Origin of the sequence: Streptomyces albus subsp. albus, from assembly GCF_000725885.1 — a bacterium.
Taxonomy (GTDB): domain Bacteria; phylum Actinomycetota; class Actinomycetes; order Streptomycetales; family Streptomycetaceae; genus Streptomyces; species Streptomyces albus.
Genome location: NZ_JODR01000001.1, coordinates 53,972 through 69,594, shown reverse-complemented (window position 1 = coordinate 69,594; position 15,623 = coordinate 53,972). Strand labels below are relative to the sequence as shown.

Genomic DNA, 15,623 nt, shown 5'->3' with positions numbered 1-15,623 from the left:
GGCCCCGGCGCCTCGGCGGCGGGCCGTCCCTTGCCCGCGTTCGCTCAGTGCGGTCGCCGGGCGGCCGGGGCCCTTCCCGACCCGGCCGGACGGCGCGCGCTCCGCTCGTGCCGCGCGCCGTCCGGGCGGGGGGTCATTCGTCCGGGTGGTGCAGTTCGATGTCGTACGCGTCCACTCCGGGCCCGGTCACGTGCAGCGCGTTCGCCTGGGGCGGGTAGCCGCTGGCGATGACCGAGTAGTCGCCGGCGTCCAGGTCGGTGAAGGCGTAGGCGCCGTCCTCACCGGTGGTGGACGTGGCGATGACGTTGCCGGCGGCGTCCACGAGCGTGACCCGCGCGTCCGGCAGCGGCGTACGGGCGGCTCCCGCGCGCACGGTGCCGGTCACCCGGGCGCCGGCGGCCAGGTCGACGTCCAGCCGGGTCACGCCCTGGCCCTGTACCTCGACGGGCAGGGCGGTGGGCCGGTAGCCGGTGGCGTTGACGGCGACCGTGAAGGTGCCGGTGACCAGCTCGTCGAACCGGAACTCGCCGGTCTCGCCGGTGACCCCGGTGGCGAGCACCTCGCCGCGCACGTCGGTGACGACGACCATGGCGCCGCTCACCGGCGCGCCGTCGGCCCGCCCGCGGACCTGACCCGCCAGGCCGCTGGTGCCCGACAGCAGCAGGTCGTGGCTGAGGGGACCCTCGCCGATCACGATCGTGGACGCCTGCGGCTGGTGGCCGTCGGCGGCGGCGATCAGGACGTAGGAGCCCGGCCCGGGCGCGTCCAGCCCGTAGGAGCCGTCGCTGTGGGCGACGGACCGGCCGAGCTGGCGCCCGCTGAGCGAGATCAGCGTGACGGCGGCGCGGGCGACGCCGACGCCGTCGGCGTTGCGGACGGTGCCGTACACCCCGTAGTCGCTGGTCGGCATCGGTGCCGGGGACTGGGCTGTGGCCATGGCTGCGTACTCCCTCAACTGCTGAGTGTCGCCCCCCGGTTGTGCGTCCTGCACCTGCTGGGCAGGCTGGGTCGGGCCGCCCTGGGCGGCCTGTCGGCCAACCGCCGGCTGCTCGGCCGTGGCTGCTGCCGCCCCCGCGGCGACCGCGGCCGGTGCCGCGGTGTCGGCGGCTTCCTGCGCCTCGTTCGCGTTGGTGGTCCGCAGCGGGACCTCACGGATGAACAGCACGCAGATGAGGGCGAGCAGGGCGACCGGCGCGGCGTACAGGTAGATGTCGCCGATGCCGTGTCCGTAGGCGCTCTCCACGACGGTGCGCACCGGCCCGGGCAGCTTGTCCAGGTCCGGCAGGGCGCTGCCGCCGCCACCGGTGGCGCCGCCGCCCGGGTTGATGCCGAGCTTGGCGAAGCCGTCCTCCATGTAGTGGGTGATCCGGTTGGAGAGCACGGCGCCGAGCGCCGAGACACCGACCGCACCGCCCAGGGAGCGGAAGAAGTTGACGGTGGAGCTCGCGGACCCGAGGTCGTTGGCGGCGACCTGGTTCTGCGTGGCGAGGACCAGGTTCTGCATCATCATGCCGACGCCCAGGCCGAGCAGCGCCATGAAGATGGCCAGGTGCCAGTACTCGGTGTCGTAGCGCATGGTGCCCAGCAGGCCCATGCCCGCGGTCATCAGCACACCACCGGCGATCAGGAACCGCTTCCACTTGCCGGTCCGGCTGATGACCTGGCCGGAGACGGTGGTGGAGACGAACAGCCCGGCGATCATCGGGATCGTCATGACACCGGCCATCGTCGGCGACTTGCCGCGCGCCAGCTGGAAGTACTGGCTCAGGAAGACCGTCGCGCCGAACATCGCGATACCGACGAACAGCGAGGCTACGGCGGCCAGCGAGATCGTGCCGTTGCGGAACAGCCGCAGCGGAATGATCGGCTCCTTGGCCTTCGACTCGACGAGGATGAACAGCAGCGCCAGCACGATGGCACCGCCGACCATGGCACCGGTCTGCCAGGACAGCCAGTCGTACTTGTCGCCGGCGAAGGTCACCCACAGCAGCAGCGTGCAGGCGGCGGCGGCGATCAGGAACGCGCCCAGCCAGTCGACCTTGACGTCCGGCCGCTTGACGACGGGCAGGTGCAGGGTCTTCTGCAGGACGATCAGTGCGATGACGGCGAAGGGAACGCCGACGTAGAAGCACCAGCGCCAGCCGAGCCAGCTGGTGTCGGTGATGACGCCGCCGAGCAGCGGGCCGCCGACGGTGGCGATGGCGAACGTGGCGCCGAGGTAGCCGCTGTACCGTCCACGCTCACGCGGGGAGATCATCGCGGCCATGATGATCTGGGCCAGGGCGGACAGACCGCCCATGCCTATGCCCTGGAACACCCGGAAGGTGATCAGCATCGACGGGTTCTGCGAGAGACCGGCTCCCGCCGAGGCCAGGACGAACAGGACCAACGAGATCTGCACCAGCATCTTCTTGCTGGTGAGGTCGGCCATCTTGCCCCACAGCGGGGTGGACGCGGTCATCGCCAGCAGCGATGCGGTCACCACCCAGGTGTAGGAGCTCTGGCTGCCGTTCAGATCAGAAATGATCTTGGGCAGTGCCGTGGAGACGATCGTCGACGACAGAATCGCGACGAACATACCGAGCAGCAGCCCGGAGAGCGCCTCCATGATCTGCCGGTGGGACATCGTCGTGCCGCCGGATGCCGGTGCGGCGGCGGCACCCGCACCCTTTGCCGGGGTGTGGGCGGCGTGTCCGTGAGCCGCGTGTCGGGCCCCGCTGCCGGCCCCTTGCACGGCGTCGCGGGGCCCCCCAACCGGCGGCTGGGGTCGGGTTGTTGCCATTCGGCGTCCTTCTCACTCAGTGTGTTGCGGTCGTTTTCGTCTCGTGGGGTAGCCCGCCGCGGGCGCGGCAGTCCCCGAAGCTCGTACGGAGCCGGTGGAGCAGGGTGTTGAGCTGGGCGACGTCCTCGTCGCTCCAGTCACCCAGGTGGGCGGCGAGCGCCTCGGTCGTGTGAGTGGACAGTTCCGTGAGGAACCGTTCGCCGCGCTCGCTGATCCTCAGCAGCCGGGAGCGGCCGTCCTGCGGGTCAGGGTGGCGCTCGATCCAGCCGCGGTCGGCGACGTGCGCGACGTGCCGGCTGGTCACCGACATGTCGATCGCCATCAGCTCGGCCAGCTGGCTGGTGCGCATCTCCCCGTGCTTCTGCAACAGCATCAGTACGGCCGCCGACGCGGGCGGGCACTCCGGGGGGAGACCGCGCGCCATCTCTCGTTTGACGGCGCCTATGGCGCTGATCTGCCGGGCCAGCTCCTCGTACTGACTGCGTTCGGCCATCTGCACCCCATGAACTTGTTGCTTAAGGCAACCATACGATTGGTTGGTTGCTGTAGGCAAGTTGATTCCGGGCAACCGAGGCAAACACTCAATAAAGTCTCCGTGTGCCCGGCCTCAAGCCCCGGTCAAGCCCGCCCGGAAACCCCCAGGTGAGAGGGGGTACCCCGGGTCACACCCGGTGCCCGTCCCCGATGTGAGGGACCGCACATCCCCCGCCCCGTCCGGACTGTGCCATCCGAGGGAGGGTTCGCTAGGGTCCTGGGGCATGGCTCACAATCCGCACATGCCGCAGGGCCCCGACGCCCAGGGCCACCCCGACCCGGCAGGCAGCACCCAGATGTTCCGCGCCTTCGTCCACGAAGGCGCCCCTCAGCAGGGCAGGCGCCAGCCCGCTCCGGCTCCGGCCGGACCGCGCATCGGCGTGATCGTCGGCGTCGTCGTCGCCGTCCTGGTCCTGGCGGGCGTGGCCTGGCTGGCCTTCTCCTGACGGACCCGCCGGTCCGGGGCGAGCACCGTCCGGTCCGGCACCCGTCGCGGCCGACGGCTCCCCGGGAAACGGGAAGCGGACGGTGCGGCGCTCGTCAGCAACAACTGGAGAACCCGTCGTATTCCGCCGGGCACCCGTCGATTTCGAGGGGTGCCCGTTGTTTTTTGCGGGGGTGCTTGGCCCTTGCCCTTGTCGTTGCCCTTGCCGTTGTCGTTGTCCTTGTGCGGGTGCGGGCGGCCTGATGGGCTCGCGGGGGTCTGGGCGGCCCCGGCGGCCCTGGTGGTCCCGGGGCTCGGGGCTGACCGGTGTTCTGGGCGCGCGCACGAGGGCGGCCCCACGCGGCGGCCCGGCTCCTTCGGGACCGGCCCGGTGCCTTGGGGGCCGCCGAGGCGCCATTGGTGACCGCCCGGCGCCTCCGGGACCGCCCGGCCTGCCTCTTCAAGGCCGCCCGGCCTTCTCAAGGCCGCCCGACGCCGCCCCGGCAGGGGCTCAGCGCCAGCCGGTGAGCTTCACGTCGCGGGTCTCGATGTGCATGCCCAGCGGGACCCGCCAGGCGTCCACGCACACCGTCCAGGTCTTCTCCTTCTTCTCCCCGGGGCCGATCGGTACGGGGAGGGCGCGGGTGGTCTCCCGGGTGTCCCAGTCGACGCCCAGGCCCCCGATGATGTGCGTACCGAAGGTGATCTTGCCCTTGGTGACCGGACTGCCGCCCGTGTTGGAGAAGCGGACGGTCACCTTCTCGCACCAGCGGTGCTCGCCCTTCGCCCGTTCCGGCTCGCTCGCCTCCAGTACGGCCGGGCCCTGCGGGGTCCCCGGCGAGGGGCTGGGGGAGCCGTCGTCCGGGGCGCTGCCGCCACCGCTGCCCCCGCTGCCGTCGCCCGTGCCCGTGGAGCCGCCCGCGCCGCCGGAACCGTCGCCGGGGCCGGTCGTGGAGGACGGTCCGCCGGCTCCCGCGCCGCCGGAGCCGCTGCCGCCCCTGGCGCTGCCGCTGGATCCGCTGCCGCTCGTGCCCGTCTTCCGTTCCGTCCGGCTGTCGCCGTCCGCCGCTTCGGTGCGGTCCCCGTCCGCCGTGCGGCCGTCGTCGCCGTTCTTCCCGGCGCGGTGGTCCTTGCCGTCGGGAAGCGGCACCATCCGCACCTTGTCGTCGGGGCGTACGGTGCCGGCGTCGTCCGACCGGCCTCCCGCGCCGACCGCCACATACCCCTCGTCGTCGCCCGAGCCGCACCCGCCCAGGAGCGGGACCCCGATACAGACGAGAGCCGCCGAGGCGGCTATTCGACCGCCCCGACGGCTCCTCGCGCCGTTCCTCGTACCGCTGTGCCGCCGCTCGTGGTGTGCGCGGCCACTCCGGTTCTTCTGCCGGCTGCCCTGGCTCCCCTGCCTTCGCATGGCGCCAGTGTTGCTGACGCCTCGTCAGTTGTGAAGCCTCTGTCCGTCTGTCTCGGTGTCCCCCGCTGCACGCGTTCCCCCGGTCGTGATGATGGTCAGTCCTCCGCGATCAGTCCCTCGCGCAGCTGTGCGAGCGTGCGCGTCAGCAGCCGGGAGACGTGCATCTGGGAGATGCCGACCTCCTCGCCGATCTGGGACTGCGTCATGTTCGCGAAGAAGCGCAGCATGATGATCTGACGCTCGCGCGGCGGCAGTTTGGCCAGCAGCGGCTTGAGGGACTCGCGGTACTCGACGCCCTCCAGTGCGCTGTCCTCGTACCCGAGCCGGTCGGCGAGGGAGCCCTCGCCGCCGTCCTCCTCCAGCGCGGGGGAGTCGAGCGAGGAGGCGGTGTAGGCGTTGCCGACGGCCAGCCCGTCGACCACGTCCTCCTCCGAGACGCCCAGGCAGGTGGCGAGTTCGGTGACGGTGGGGGAGCGGTCCAGGGTCTGCGACAGCTCGTCGCTCGCCTTCGTCAGGGCCAGCCGCAGCTCCTGGAGCCTGCGGGGCACCCGCACGGACCAGGACGTGTCGCGGAAGAAGCGCTTGATTTCCCCGACGACGGTCGGCATCGCGAACGTGGGGAACTCCACGCCGCGTTCGCAGTCGAAGCGGTCGATCGCCTTGATCAGCCCGATGGTGCCGACCTGGACGATGTCCTCCATCGGCTCGTTGCGGCTGCGGAAGCGGGCCGCCGCGTACCGGACCAGCGGCAGGTTGAGTTCGATGAGTGTGTCCCGCACGTACATCCGCTCGGCCGTCACGTCCCGGCCGGGGGACTCGGCCGCCGCCTTGTCCAGCGCGGCCAGCCGCAGGAAGAGCGAACGGGAGAGGGTGCGGGTGTCCAGGGCCTCGCTGTCGGCCACCGCCGCGACGCCGGCCAGCTCCGCCGGTGCCTCGCCCGGCAGCTCGGCGCCGGGCTCGACGGGTGCGCCGTCGAGGGTGTGGGACAGGCTGCCGGGCCCCGCCGGCCCGTCGGGTGCCCCCGGGGCCGGGGACGTGTTCTCGGTGAGCACCTTGGAGCTGCCCAGTTCTACGGACATGCCACCCCCTTGAGGTCGCGGACGGGTCGCTGCGGCGCCCTCGGCTGAGGGAAGCACCTCCCCCTCCATACCGGGCGCGCCGCCGCGGCAAACGCAGCTCTTGCAGAATGTCACAAGTAGGCAACGCGACGTAGCCTCATGTCGATAAAACTGCACAGCTGGGAGCAGTGGGGCGGAAGTTGGGTCGCTCGAAGAGGTTACGCGTCGATTCGATTTGCGGCCCGCAGTCGGGCGAAGCTGCGGGAGAGCAGCCGCGAGACGTGCATCTGCGAGACGCCCAACTCGGCGCTGATCTGCGACTGCGTCAGGTTCCGGTAGTACCGCAGCAGCAGGATCCGCTGCTCACGCTCGGGGAGTTGCACCAGCAGGTGGCGGACCAGGTCCCGGTGCTCGACGCCGTCCAGCTCGGGGTCCTCGTAGCCGAGCCGGTCCAGCAGCCCCGGCATGCCGTCCTCGCGCTCCTGTGCGGCCTCCAGGGACGTGGCGCGGTAGGCGCGCCCCGCCTCGATGCAGGCCAGCACCTCGTCCTCGGAGATCTTCAGCCGCTCGGCGATCTCGGCCGTGGTGGGGGAGCGCCCGTGCAGGGTCGTCAGGTCCTCGGTGGCACCGCTGACCTGCACCCACATCTCGTGCAGCCGGCGCGGTACGTGCACGGTGCGGACGTTGTCGCGGAAGTAGCGGCGGATCTCGCCGACGATGGTCGGCATCGCGAAGGTGGGGAACTGCACGCCGCGCTGGGCGTCGAACCGGTCGATCGCGTTGATCAGTCCGATGGTGCCGACCTGGACGACGTCCTCCATCGGCTCGTTGCGGCTGCGGAAGCGGGCGGCGACGTAGCGCACCAGGGGGAGGTTGGCCTCGATGAGGGCCGCGCGGATGCGTTCGTGTTCGGGCGAGCCGGGCTCGTGCCTGGCCAGCTGTTCGAAGAGCGACTGCGTCAGCGCCCGGGTCCGCGCGGCACGTTCCCTCTGCGCCTCGGCGGGGGAGGACGGCGCTTCGGCGTCGCCGGAGGCAGTCTGGGTGGGGGTACGGGTCCCGTCCACTCAGCCACCACCCCTTCACGGTTCACGGTGCGGAACTGTCCTGATCGTGCTCGGATCGGTGCTCGGATCGGTCGCTCGTCGTGGCTATTCGCGATTCTTCCGCCAAAAAGCGGTCATAGCATCACAAGACATGTGCACCGTGCGCAAGCACCGGACCACTCCGTGTTGCTGCTCCAGGGCAGCCGAAAACCGCTGGTGGAAAGGGATTCACAACGGGCTGAGCGGGCCCTCAGTTCACGAGCGAGGTCATGAAGCGGCCGACACCCTGCGCCGCACTGGAGATGCCTTCGAAACCTACTTGGACCAGATCCGCGGCGCGTTCGGGCGACGTGATGATCGTGTACAGCACGAAGACGACCAGGATGTAGCCCACGAGCTTCTTCGCCTGCGCCATCGCGCTGTCCCTCCCCCCGGGGTGCCCGGCAACCGGCCGCCCCGTACACCTGTGCGGCGCTGAGAGTGTAGCGGGAAGAGGGAGCCCTCATGGGGCGGCCGGGGCGGTCGGGGGCCACCAGGGCGGTCGGGGGCGGTCAGGGCAGCAGGATCGTCTTCCCGCGGGCACCGCCCGCCCGGCTGCGGGCCACCGCACCCGGGGCCTCGTCCAGCGGCACCTCGGCCTCGATGGGCACCGCCAGCCGCCCGCTGTCGATCTCGGAGCCGAGCCGGTCGAGCAACTCGGCGGACGGGTCGATGTGGTAGTTGATGCCCTCGATGCCCCGCCCGTACAGCGCGTCGACGGACGCCGCGTCCAGCGTGGAGACGGCCACCCCGCCGTCCCGCACCAGCGCCGCGTGCGCCGCGAAGTCGGCCCGCTCGGTCGAGACGAGGTCCACCAGCGCGTCCACCCCGTGCGGGTACTCCTCGCGCACCGCGTCCGCGAGCGACTGCTCCCGTACGTCCACCGTGCGGGACGCGCCGAAGCCCGCCATCCGCGCGCTGTCGTGCCCGTGCGTGGCCGCCAGCACCCACAGCCCGTCGGCGGCGGCGAGCTGCGTCAGGAACGTGCCCACACCGCCCGCCGCTCCGATGATCAGCAGGCTGCCGTACGACCGCAGCGCCGCGGCTTCCATGATCCCCAGGGCCGTCATCCCGGCGGTCGGCGCCCCCGCCGCCGCCGTCAGCCGCAGCGTCAGCGGCGCCGGCGCGATGCTGCCCGCCTCGTTGACCACGACGTATTCGGCGTACGTGCCACGGCCCACCGGCTCGCTCACCACGTGCCCGTACACCTGCTCGCCCTCCGCGAACCGGCGGGCCTCCGGGCCGTTGCCCTCCACGACGCCGGCGAAGTCCACGCCCATCACCAGCGGGAAGTCGTACGGCACGAAGTCCTCCAGCATGCCGTCCGCGATCTTCCAGTCGAGCGGGTTGAGGCCCGCCGCCACCACCCGCACCAGAACTTCGCCCTCGCCCGGCTCGGGCCGCCGCGCCTGCAGAACCTCGGGCCGCCCGTTCCGCTCGCGCACACCGACAGCTCGCATCCGCCCGCGCCTCCCTGCTCCCCCCTGGGACCAGCGGTCGCCCTCTCAACGTACGACAGCCCACGGCCCCTCGCAGACCGGCGACGGACCGGCGACAGGCCGACGACGAAGGGTGTGCGCCCCTGCGCGGAGGGTGGCTCCGCCCGGCACGGGAGCGCGCGTGCCGCCCCGGGCGCCCGGGGAACGACGGGGGCGGCCGTACTGTGCGCAGGACTCCTAACCGGTGGTCACGAACCGCGACGGGACAATTCCACGGACACCGCCCAATGCGCTCCGGCGCAAAGGAACGGCTTCCCGGTCCGCCACGCGCCGCCCGCTTCCGACTCCGTCGGCCATCCGCATCTCCTCCTCCTTCACCGGACCCGCCCGGAGCCCTTTCGGCACGGGGCGATCCCGGCCCCCGACAGAGAGGGAGACACCCCCAACATAGCGCCCGCGCCCGCCGGTTGACAGTCGTACCGGCCCGGCGGGCGGGGAGGGGGACACGACGAAGGGCCGGACCCCGCGGGGTCCGGCCCTTCGTCGTGTGAAGCGGTAGCGGTGGGATTTGAACCCACGGAGGAGTTGCCCCCTCACTCGCTTTCGAGGCGAGCTCCTTCGGCCGCTCGGACACGCTACCGAGAGGAACTCTAGCCCACCGAGGGCCCGCCGTCGAAATCGACAGGGGGGCCGGACGGGGACGGGGCGTGGGGGGCGCGGAAGAAGGTGGTGAGGAGGGCGGCGCACTCCTCGGCCAGTACTCCGTTGATCACTTCCGGGCGGTGGTTGAGGCGCCGGTCGCGCAGGGCGTCCCACACCGAGCCGGCGGCGCCGGCCTTCGCGTCGCGCGCCCCGTAGACGACACGGGAGACGCGGGAGAGCACCGCCGCGCCGGCGCACATGGTGCACGGCTCCAGTGTGACGACGAGGGTGCAGCCGGTGAGGCGCCAGTTGTCGCCGCGGGCGCGGGCGGCCTCGCGCAGGGCCAGGACCTCCGCGTGCGCGGTCGGATCACCGTCCGCCTCACGGGCGTTGTGGCCCCGGCCCAGGACCTCCCCGTCGGGCCCGAGAACGACGGCGCCGACCGGCACGTCCCCCGTTCCGGGCGCCCGTGCGGCCTCCGTGAGCGCCAGCCGCATGGGCCGGTGCCAGGGGTCGCGGACGGGATCGCCCGCGGGGCCCACCGCGGAGGGGGTCCCGGGGGCGGGTGAGGGGGACGCGGCGGTCGGCCGATCGTCGTGCGCGGGGGTCATGGGGACAGTGTCGCGCCTGGCACCCGCACCGGTCTCAGCGCACGGACTCCAGGACATCCGTGCAGCCGAGTGCGTCGGCGATCTCGGCGAGGGCGTCCTCGGGCGCGAGCGTGAGCAGCGCCTTGTCGTCCATACCGAGGTCGGTCAGCAGTCCGGAGTCGCCCAGCGGCCCGGCCGGTGCGGCCTCCGCCTCGGCGACCGCGGCGCGTTCGGCCTCCTCGTCGTCGTTCTCGGCGCCCTCCGGCTCGCCTTCCTCCGTACCGTCGAGGTCGACGAGTTGGTCGAGGGCGGAGGGATCTTCCGGCTGGCGGCCCAGCAGCTCGTCCGAGAGCAGTATCTCGCCGTACGAGCTGCGCATCGCCGCCGCGGCGTCGGAGACGAAGACGCGGGGGTCGTCCTCTCCGTCCACGCGGACGACGCCGAACCACTCCCCCTCCTGCTCGATGCAGACCAGCACCGTCTCGTCGTCCGCCGTGGCCTCCCGGGCCAGGTCGGCCAGGTCGGCCAGGGTCTCCACATCGTCCAGCTCTGTGTCGCTCGCTTCCCACCCGTCTTCGGTGCGCGCGAGCAGCGCGGCGAAATACACCGTGACTCTCCCACTGATCCAAGATGTGCCCGATGCTGACGAGGACGTGCCCCGCCCCATCGTGAATCGTGGCAGAAACCCGCGCCGTGCGAAGGGTCTTCGGCAGTGCGTCGTCGCGCTGTTTGCCCGAGTGTTGCCCGATCGTTCACCCGCGCCCCGCCTGGGTCGACGCACCGTGACGGCTCGCCACGCAGCGCTGTCCGCACGGTGCCCGCCCTGCGGCTGCCCGACTGCCGGGTCCGCCGCCGCTCACCAGCGGAACGTACGCATCCGCAGCGCCTGGCGGCGCCTGCGGGCCGCGCGGGAGCGGCGCGGGTGGACGCGCTCGCGCAACTCTCTGGCCTCGTTCAGCTCTCGGAGAAAACGGGCGCGGGCGCGCAGCCGTTCCGCGTCGGTGGAACGGGTGGGACGGTCACTGGGACGGTCCTGCTCCCCGGCCGGTGGACGGGGCTCTCGTGCCTGTGTCATACGCACACCTCCGGTGTACCTGCCCACCTTCCCCCGGTGCGGCGGGCGTACGCCAGTGTCACGGGCAGTTGCCGGGACGTGACGGGAGAAGACGGTCGTACCGGGACCGGAGGGAAGCCCCCGCGCGCGGCTCGGATACTGTCGAAGCATGCGGATCCACGTCGTCGACCACCCCTTGGTCGCGCACAAGCTCACCACTCTGCGCGACGCGCGCACCGACTCGCCCACCTTCCGCCGGCTGGCGGACGAGCTGGTGACGCTCCTCGCGTACGAGGCCACCCGCGACGTGCGCGTGGAGGAGGTCGGGATCACCACGCCGGTCACCCGGACCACGGGCGTGCAGCTCTCGCGCCCCCGCCCGCTGGTGGTGCCCATCATCCGTGCGGGGCTCGGCATGCTGGAGGGCATGGTCCGGCTGCTGCCGACGGCCGAGGTGGGCTTCCTCGGCATGATCCGCGACGAGGAGACGCTCCAGGCCTCGACGTACGCGAACCGCATGCCCGACGACCTGTCCGGCCGCCAGGTCTACGTGCTGGACCCGATGCTGGCCACGGGCGGCACGCTGGTCGCCGCGATCAAGGAGCTGATCCGGCGCGGCGCCGACGACGTGACCGCCCTGTGCCTGCTGGCGGCGCCCGAGGGCGTGGCCGTCATGGAGCGCGAGCTGGCCGGTACGCCGGTGACGGTGGTGACCGCCTCGGTCGACGAGCGCCTCGACGAGCAGGGCTTCATCGTCCCGGGCCTCGGCGACGCCGGTGACCGGATGTACGGCACCGCGGGCTGAACCCGCACCCACCCTTGTTCTTCCCGGCCGGGCGGCGACTGCCGCCCGGCCGGTGGCGTGTGTGCCCCTGGTGCGCGTTGCGGCCGTGCGCGCCGGCGTCGGCTCTCGTACGGCCGCGCGTGTGTCGGCTGTCGTCTGACGGCGCTGTGTGGTTCCGGCTTCCGTCCAAAGGCCGCACGCTGCCGGTGCGGGGCGCCTTCAGTGCGCCGGTGGGGCGTCAGCAGGTGGTGCCGGCTTTTTCGTGGGAGGACGCCGAGCGGGGGCCCGACAGCTTGGTGAGGGCTGCCTCGGCCGCCTTCTTCCCCGTCAGCTTCGTGAAGCTCTTGCCGAGGACGAGATCGAGGTCCTTGCCGTCCCGGTGTGCGTCGTGCCGGATGCGGGCGCCGTCGAGCTGGGCGGCCAGGACGGAGAGCCGGGAGGCGGTGGCGGTGCCGGGCCCGCCGATGACCAGCCCGTTCCCCTTCACCTTGCCGTCGAGCGGGGCGGGGGCGTTGGCCACCTCGCCGATGCGGAAACCGCGCTTTTCCAGCGCGTCGGCGGTGTCCTTGGCCAGGCCGGTGCGGGACGTGGCGTTGAGGACGTTGACGGTGATGGTGCCGGGGGCCGGGAGCGAGGCGTGGCCCGCGCGGGCCCGGGGGCCGGCGGCGGCCGGGGAGGCGCAGTCGGCGGGCCGGGCGTGTGCGCCGTCGGCCGGGGGCTCGTCCGCACCGGAGTAGATGTCGACGAGCTGGAGCGTGCCCCACCCGAGTACGGCGCAGGTCAGGACGCCGAGGCCGGTGGTGGCGATGAGCCTGCCCCGCCGCCGCGGCCGGCGCATCCGCGGATACCGGCTGCCCTTGATGCGGTACTTCCCGCCCAGCCCGGGAGGAGTGAGCATGCTCATGTACGCAGGGTAGTGGCCGGAGGCCGTACTGCCTACCAGATGATCAGCGGCTCGTCAGTATGCGTACCCGATCGGAGGATCGGGCGCCTTTGCCGTGCGCACAGCCGTACGGCGGTCGCAGGGGTGCGATCGTGCCCTCGTGCGGTCGTGCTCCCGTGCGGTCGGCCGGTCGTGCGCCGGCCGGCCGCACGAGGGCGTCGGCTGGCGCGTCAGTCGTCGAGTTCGAGTACGCGCGCGTGCAGCACCTGGCGCTGCTGGAGGGCGGCACGGACCGCGCGGTGCAGACCGTCCTCCAGATACAGGTCGCCCTGCCACTTCACGACGTGGGCGAACAGGTCGCCGTAGAACGTCGAGTCCTCGGCGAGCAGGGTCTCCAGGTCGAGTTGTCCCTTGGTGGTGACGAGCTGGTCAAGACGCACCGGTCGCGGGGCCACATCCGCCCACTGACGGGTGCTCTCCCGGCCGTGGTCGGGGTACGGCCGCCCGTTTCCGATTCGCTTGAAGATCACACGGAAAGCCTACCGGGCCACCGGTACCGGGCGCAGCCTCATGACGACGGTGCAATCCGGACGAACGGCTGATGAAGCGGTCGGAAAGCGGGCAGAAAACGACGGGGTCGCGCAAGTGTCGGCGCATCGGACACCGGGGCGGTCCGGCATGGGTCACTGGCATACCCCGCCCTGACCGGGGGGCGAGGAGGAGATCCGTCCGTTTCCCCGCCCGTGGTGACCCCTCACCGCTGCCCGCGCCCGCCAGGTTGTCCACACCCTGTGGACAACCTGGCGGGGTGAGCGCGCACGGACGTGCGAGGGGGTGGTCACCGGACCAGGCGCGCTCCCTTGTACGGGCCGTACGCGGGCTCCTCGCCGTCCGCGACCGCGGCGCCACCGGTCTTGCCCGCGTTCATGCCGCCCTTCTTGCCGCCGCCCGCTCCCCGGGCGGTCACACCGCTGACGTCCCACGCGTAGTGGCCCACCGCGTTCGCGATGGCCTTGACGTTCGCGTCGAACGCCCGCATGTCGATGTTCTCGAGCGTGTCGCACGCCTGGTGGTAGCAGCCGTCGTACGCCTCTCCCGCCGTGCCGCCCCACAGCTTCTGCTGCTCGGCCGTCTTGATCTTCTCGGCGCCGGTGAACGTACCGCCCGCCGGAATCCCGGCCTCGATGAAGGGACCGTAGTCGGAGCGGCCGTCGAAGTCGGTACCGCGCGCGGGCATGCCGCGCGTGGCGAGGAAGTCCACCAGGTCCTTCTCCAGCGCCGCCGAACCCTCCGGGCCCGGCCCGGCCCCCGTGCGGTCGGAGTCGTCACCGTCGTAGGCGAAGATCCCGTAGTTGGGGCTGGCGATCATGTCGAAGTTCAGATAGAGCGCGATCTTCTTCCGCTCGGCCGCGGGCAGCTGCGTCACATAGTGCTCGGCGCCCAGCAGGCCCAGCTCCTCCGCGCTCCACAGGGCGAACCGCACCTTGTTGGCGTGCCTGCCCTTGTGGTCGGCCTTCGCCAGCTGGAGAGCCGTCTCCAGGATGCTGGCCGAGCCCGAGCCGTTGTCGTTGATGCCGGGACCCTCGGGCACCGAGTCGAGATGGGCGCCGAGCATCACCGTGCGGTCCGCGTCGCCGCCCCGGGTCTCCGCGAGCACGTTGTGCGTGGTGCGCTGCTCCTGACGCTCGCGGACCTCCAGCCGGACGGTCGTCCCGCCGCCGGCCGCCTGCGCGGCCAGCGCCTCGCCGTCCGCCTTGGTGATGCCGCCCGTGGGGATACGGGCGTCGTCGGGGCTGCCGAGGGTGCCGTTGAGGGCGCCGTCCTCGTTGTTGTAGACCACCGCGCCGACCGCTCCGGCGTCGGCCGCCGCCGCCTGCTTCTGCGCGAACGAGCACGAGCCGCGCCGGATCAGCGCGATGCGGCCCTTGTAGTCGCCGCCGCCGTAGTCGCCCGCCTCGCAGCCGCTGGAGCCGTCGGCGTCCACCGGCACGGCCGCCAGCGGTGCCTCGATGCCGCCTTCCGGGGTGCTCTTGGTGTAGGTCATCAACGTGATCGGCACATCGCGCTGCTGCGGGCCCAGCACCGTCAGCTTCTCCGCGAGGGTCTCGCGGAAGGTGAACTCGAACTTCTGGTACGACACCTTGTAGCCGGCGGCCTTCAGCAGACCGCCCGCGTACGCCACCGAACGGTCGTGGCCCGGCGACCCGGCGCCCCGGTGGCCGTCACCGGTCTTCGCGATGGCCGACAGTGCGGTCAGATGCCGGTGCGCACCGTCGGCACCGGTGCGCCGGACGAGTTTCCGGGCGAGCATGTCGCCCTGCTCGGCGGCGCCCCCGTGACGGGCCGCCTCGGTGGCGCGGGTGTCCGCGGTGGGGGCGGTGCGGGTGACGGTGCCCTGGCCGGGGGCGGCCGGGGCGGCGGTGGCGCCTGCCGTGAGGGCGAGCGGGGCGGTGAGCGCGGCGGTGGCCAGGGCCACGAGGGCGGCCCTGCCGGGTCTGCCGCGCAGTGCACGGCGCCGGGAGCAGGAACGGAGCGGTACGGACACAGTCGTGGTCCTTTCAGGAACGGCTGTTCGGCCGGTGGTGCTCCATGTCCGTCACATCCGGTATGACGGACGCGCGGACTCGGTGCAAGGGAAGCTAGCGGCAGCCGGGCCGGGAGGGAACGCCTGTGCGCTGCCCGGCCGTGCGGGGTTCACCGGTTCGCGGACGGCGGCTGGTCCCGGCGGGGGAACCGGACGGCGCGGCTCCCGGCACCCCGGGGGGCGTGTGCGGTACCGCGTCGGCCCGTCCGGCGGCCCGGTGCCGGCCGCCGTACCGTGCGGCTCGGTCCGTGTGCGGCGGGGGTTCGGGGCTCGGGGAACGGTGGTGGCCGGGGGCTCGTTGGTAGCGTGTAGCGTCCGATGCAGCCTCGTGGGCTGATCGCACGCCCTCCCCCGCC

General features: G+C 72.3%; 15 protein-coding genes and 1 tRNA gene. 2 read left to right on the top strand and 14 right to left on the bottom strand.

Annotated features, from left to right (window positions below):
- Nucleotides 1-133 precede the first annotated feature (133 nt).
- Together IO40_RS0100255 and IO40_RS0100250 are read right to left on the bottom strand one after the other, a co-directional pair.
- On the bottom strand, nucleotides 134-2,626 hold the full coding sequence (locus tag IO40_RS0100255; protein WP_225841357.1) for an MFS transporter: 2,493 nt from the start codon (nucleotides 2,624-2,626) through the stop codon (nucleotides 134-136).
- A gap of 172 nt (nucleotides 2,627-2,798) precedes the next feature.
- Nucleotides 2,799-3,275, bottom strand: coding sequence for a MarR family winged helix-turn-helix transcriptional regulator (locus tag IO40_RS0100250; protein ID WP_016472197.1), 477 nt, complete (start codon nucleotides 3,273-3,275; stop codon nucleotides 2,799-2,801).
- A 265-nt stretch (nucleotides 3,276-3,540) separates the two neighbouring features.
- Here IO40_RS0100250 and IO40_RS0100245 point away from each other — a divergent pair, with 265 nt between their 5' ends.
- Nucleotides 3,541-3,762 (top strand): hypothetical protein, encoded by a 222-nt coding sequence (locus tag IO40_RS0100245; RefSeq protein WP_016472198.1) that lies wholly within the window; start codon nucleotides 3,541-3,543, stop codon nucleotides 3,760-3,762.
- Between the two features lie 489 nt (nucleotides 3,763-4,251).
- Here the strand turns inward: IO40_RS0100245 and IO40_RS0100240 are convergent, their stop codons facing one another.
- From IO40_RS0100240 to IO40_RS35400, 9 genes are all read right to left on the bottom strand, one after another.
- Nucleotides 4,252-5,151, bottom strand: coding sequence for a hypothetical protein (locus IO40_RS0100240; RefSeq protein WP_225841358.1), 900 nt, complete (start codon nucleotides 5,149-5,151; stop codon nucleotides 4,252-4,254).
- Nucleotides 5,152-5,246: 95 nt separating this feature from the next.
- Nucleotides 5,247-6,230 (bottom strand): RNA polymerase sigma factor SigF, encoded by a 984-nt coding sequence (locus tag IO40_RS0100235; RefSeq protein ID WP_016472200.1) that lies wholly within the window; start codon nucleotides 6,228-6,230, stop codon nucleotides 5,247-5,249.
- A 197-nt stretch (nucleotides 6,231-6,427) separates the two neighbouring features.
- A complete protein-coding gene (locus tag IO40_RS0100230) occupies nucleotides 6,428-7,273 on the bottom strand; it encodes an RNA polymerase sigma factor SigF (RefSeq protein ID WP_016472201.1) in 846 nt (281 codons plus the stop codon).
- Nucleotides 7,274-7,502: 229 nt separating this feature from the next.
- Nucleotides 7,503-7,667 (bottom strand): hypothetical protein, encoded by a 165-nt coding sequence (locus IO40_RS37865; protein WP_016472202.1) that lies wholly within the window; start codon nucleotides 7,665-7,667, stop codon nucleotides 7,503-7,505.
- A 136-nt stretch (nucleotides 7,668-7,803) separates the two neighbouring features.
- Nucleotides 7,804-8,751 carry an NADP-dependent oxidoreductase gene (locus IO40_RS0100220; protein WP_016472203.1) on the bottom strand — a complete coding sequence of 316 codons (948 nt, stop codon included), beginning with the start codon at nucleotides 8,749-8,751 and terminating at the stop codon, nucleotides 7,804-7,806.
- 532 nt (nucleotides 8,752-9,283) lie between these two features.
- A tRNA-Ser gene (locus IO40_RS0100215) sits at nucleotides 9,284-9,370 on the bottom strand.
- A 10-nt stretch (nucleotides 9,371-9,380) separates the two neighbouring features.
- Nucleotides 9,381-9,983 (bottom strand): tRNA adenosine(34) deaminase TadA, encoded by a 603-nt coding sequence (tadA, locus tag IO40_RS32910; protein ID WP_016472204.1) that lies wholly within the window; start codon nucleotides 9,981-9,983, stop codon nucleotides 9,381-9,383.
- A gap of 34 nt (nucleotides 9,984-10,017) precedes the next feature.
- A complete protein-coding gene (locus IO40_RS0100205) occupies nucleotides 10,018-10,569 on the bottom strand; it encodes a tRNA adenosine deaminase-associated protein (protein ID WP_016472205.1) in 552 nt (183 codons plus the stop codon).
- Between the two features lie 249 nt (nucleotides 10,570-10,818).
- The gene (locus tag IO40_RS35400; protein ID WP_016472206.1) at nucleotides 10,819-11,037 is read right to left on the bottom strand and encodes a hypothetical protein; all 219 of its coding nucleotides are present in this window, start codon (nucleotides 11,035-11,037) and stop codon (nucleotides 10,819-10,821) included.
- 148 nt (nucleotides 11,038-11,185) lie between these two features.
- On the opposite strand from IO40_RS35400, the gene upp reads away from it, so the two are divergent.
- Nucleotides 11,186-11,821: a uracil phosphoribosyltransferase gene (gene upp, locus IO40_RS0100200; RefSeq protein WP_016472207.1), complete on the top strand. Its 636-nt coding sequence runs from the start codon at nucleotides 11,186-11,188 to the stop codon at nucleotides 11,819-11,821.
- 217 nt (nucleotides 11,822-12,038) lie between these two features.
- On the opposite strand, the gene IO40_RS0100195 is transcribed toward upp, so the two are convergent.
- The 3 genes from IO40_RS0100195 to IO40_RS0100185 all read right to left on the bottom strand — a co-directional run bounded on the left by IO40_RS0100195 (nucleotide 12,039) and on the right by IO40_RS0100185 (nucleotide 15,228).
- Complete coding sequence (locus IO40_RS0100195) at nucleotides 12,039-12,704, bottom strand: LytR C-terminal domain-containing protein (RefSeq protein ID WP_016472208.1); 666 nt, start codon at nucleotides 12,702-12,704, stop codon at nucleotides 12,039-12,041.
- A gap of 209 nt (nucleotides 12,705-12,913) precedes the next feature.
- Nucleotides 12,914-13,213 carry a type II toxin-antitoxin system VapB family antitoxin gene (locus IO40_RS0100190; protein ID WP_016472209.1) on the bottom strand — a complete coding sequence of 100 codons (300 nt, stop codon included), beginning with the start codon at nucleotides 13,211-13,213 and terminating at the stop codon, nucleotides 12,914-12,916.
- A gap of 308 nt (nucleotides 13,214-13,521) precedes the next feature.
- Nucleotides 13,522-15,228 carry a M28 family metallopeptidase gene (locus IO40_RS0100185; RefSeq protein ID WP_031174596.1) on the bottom strand — a complete coding sequence of 569 codons (1,707 nt, stop codon included), beginning with the start codon at nucleotides 15,226-15,228 and terminating at the stop codon, nucleotides 13,522-13,524.
- Nucleotides 15,229-15,623 lie beyond the last annotated feature (395 nt).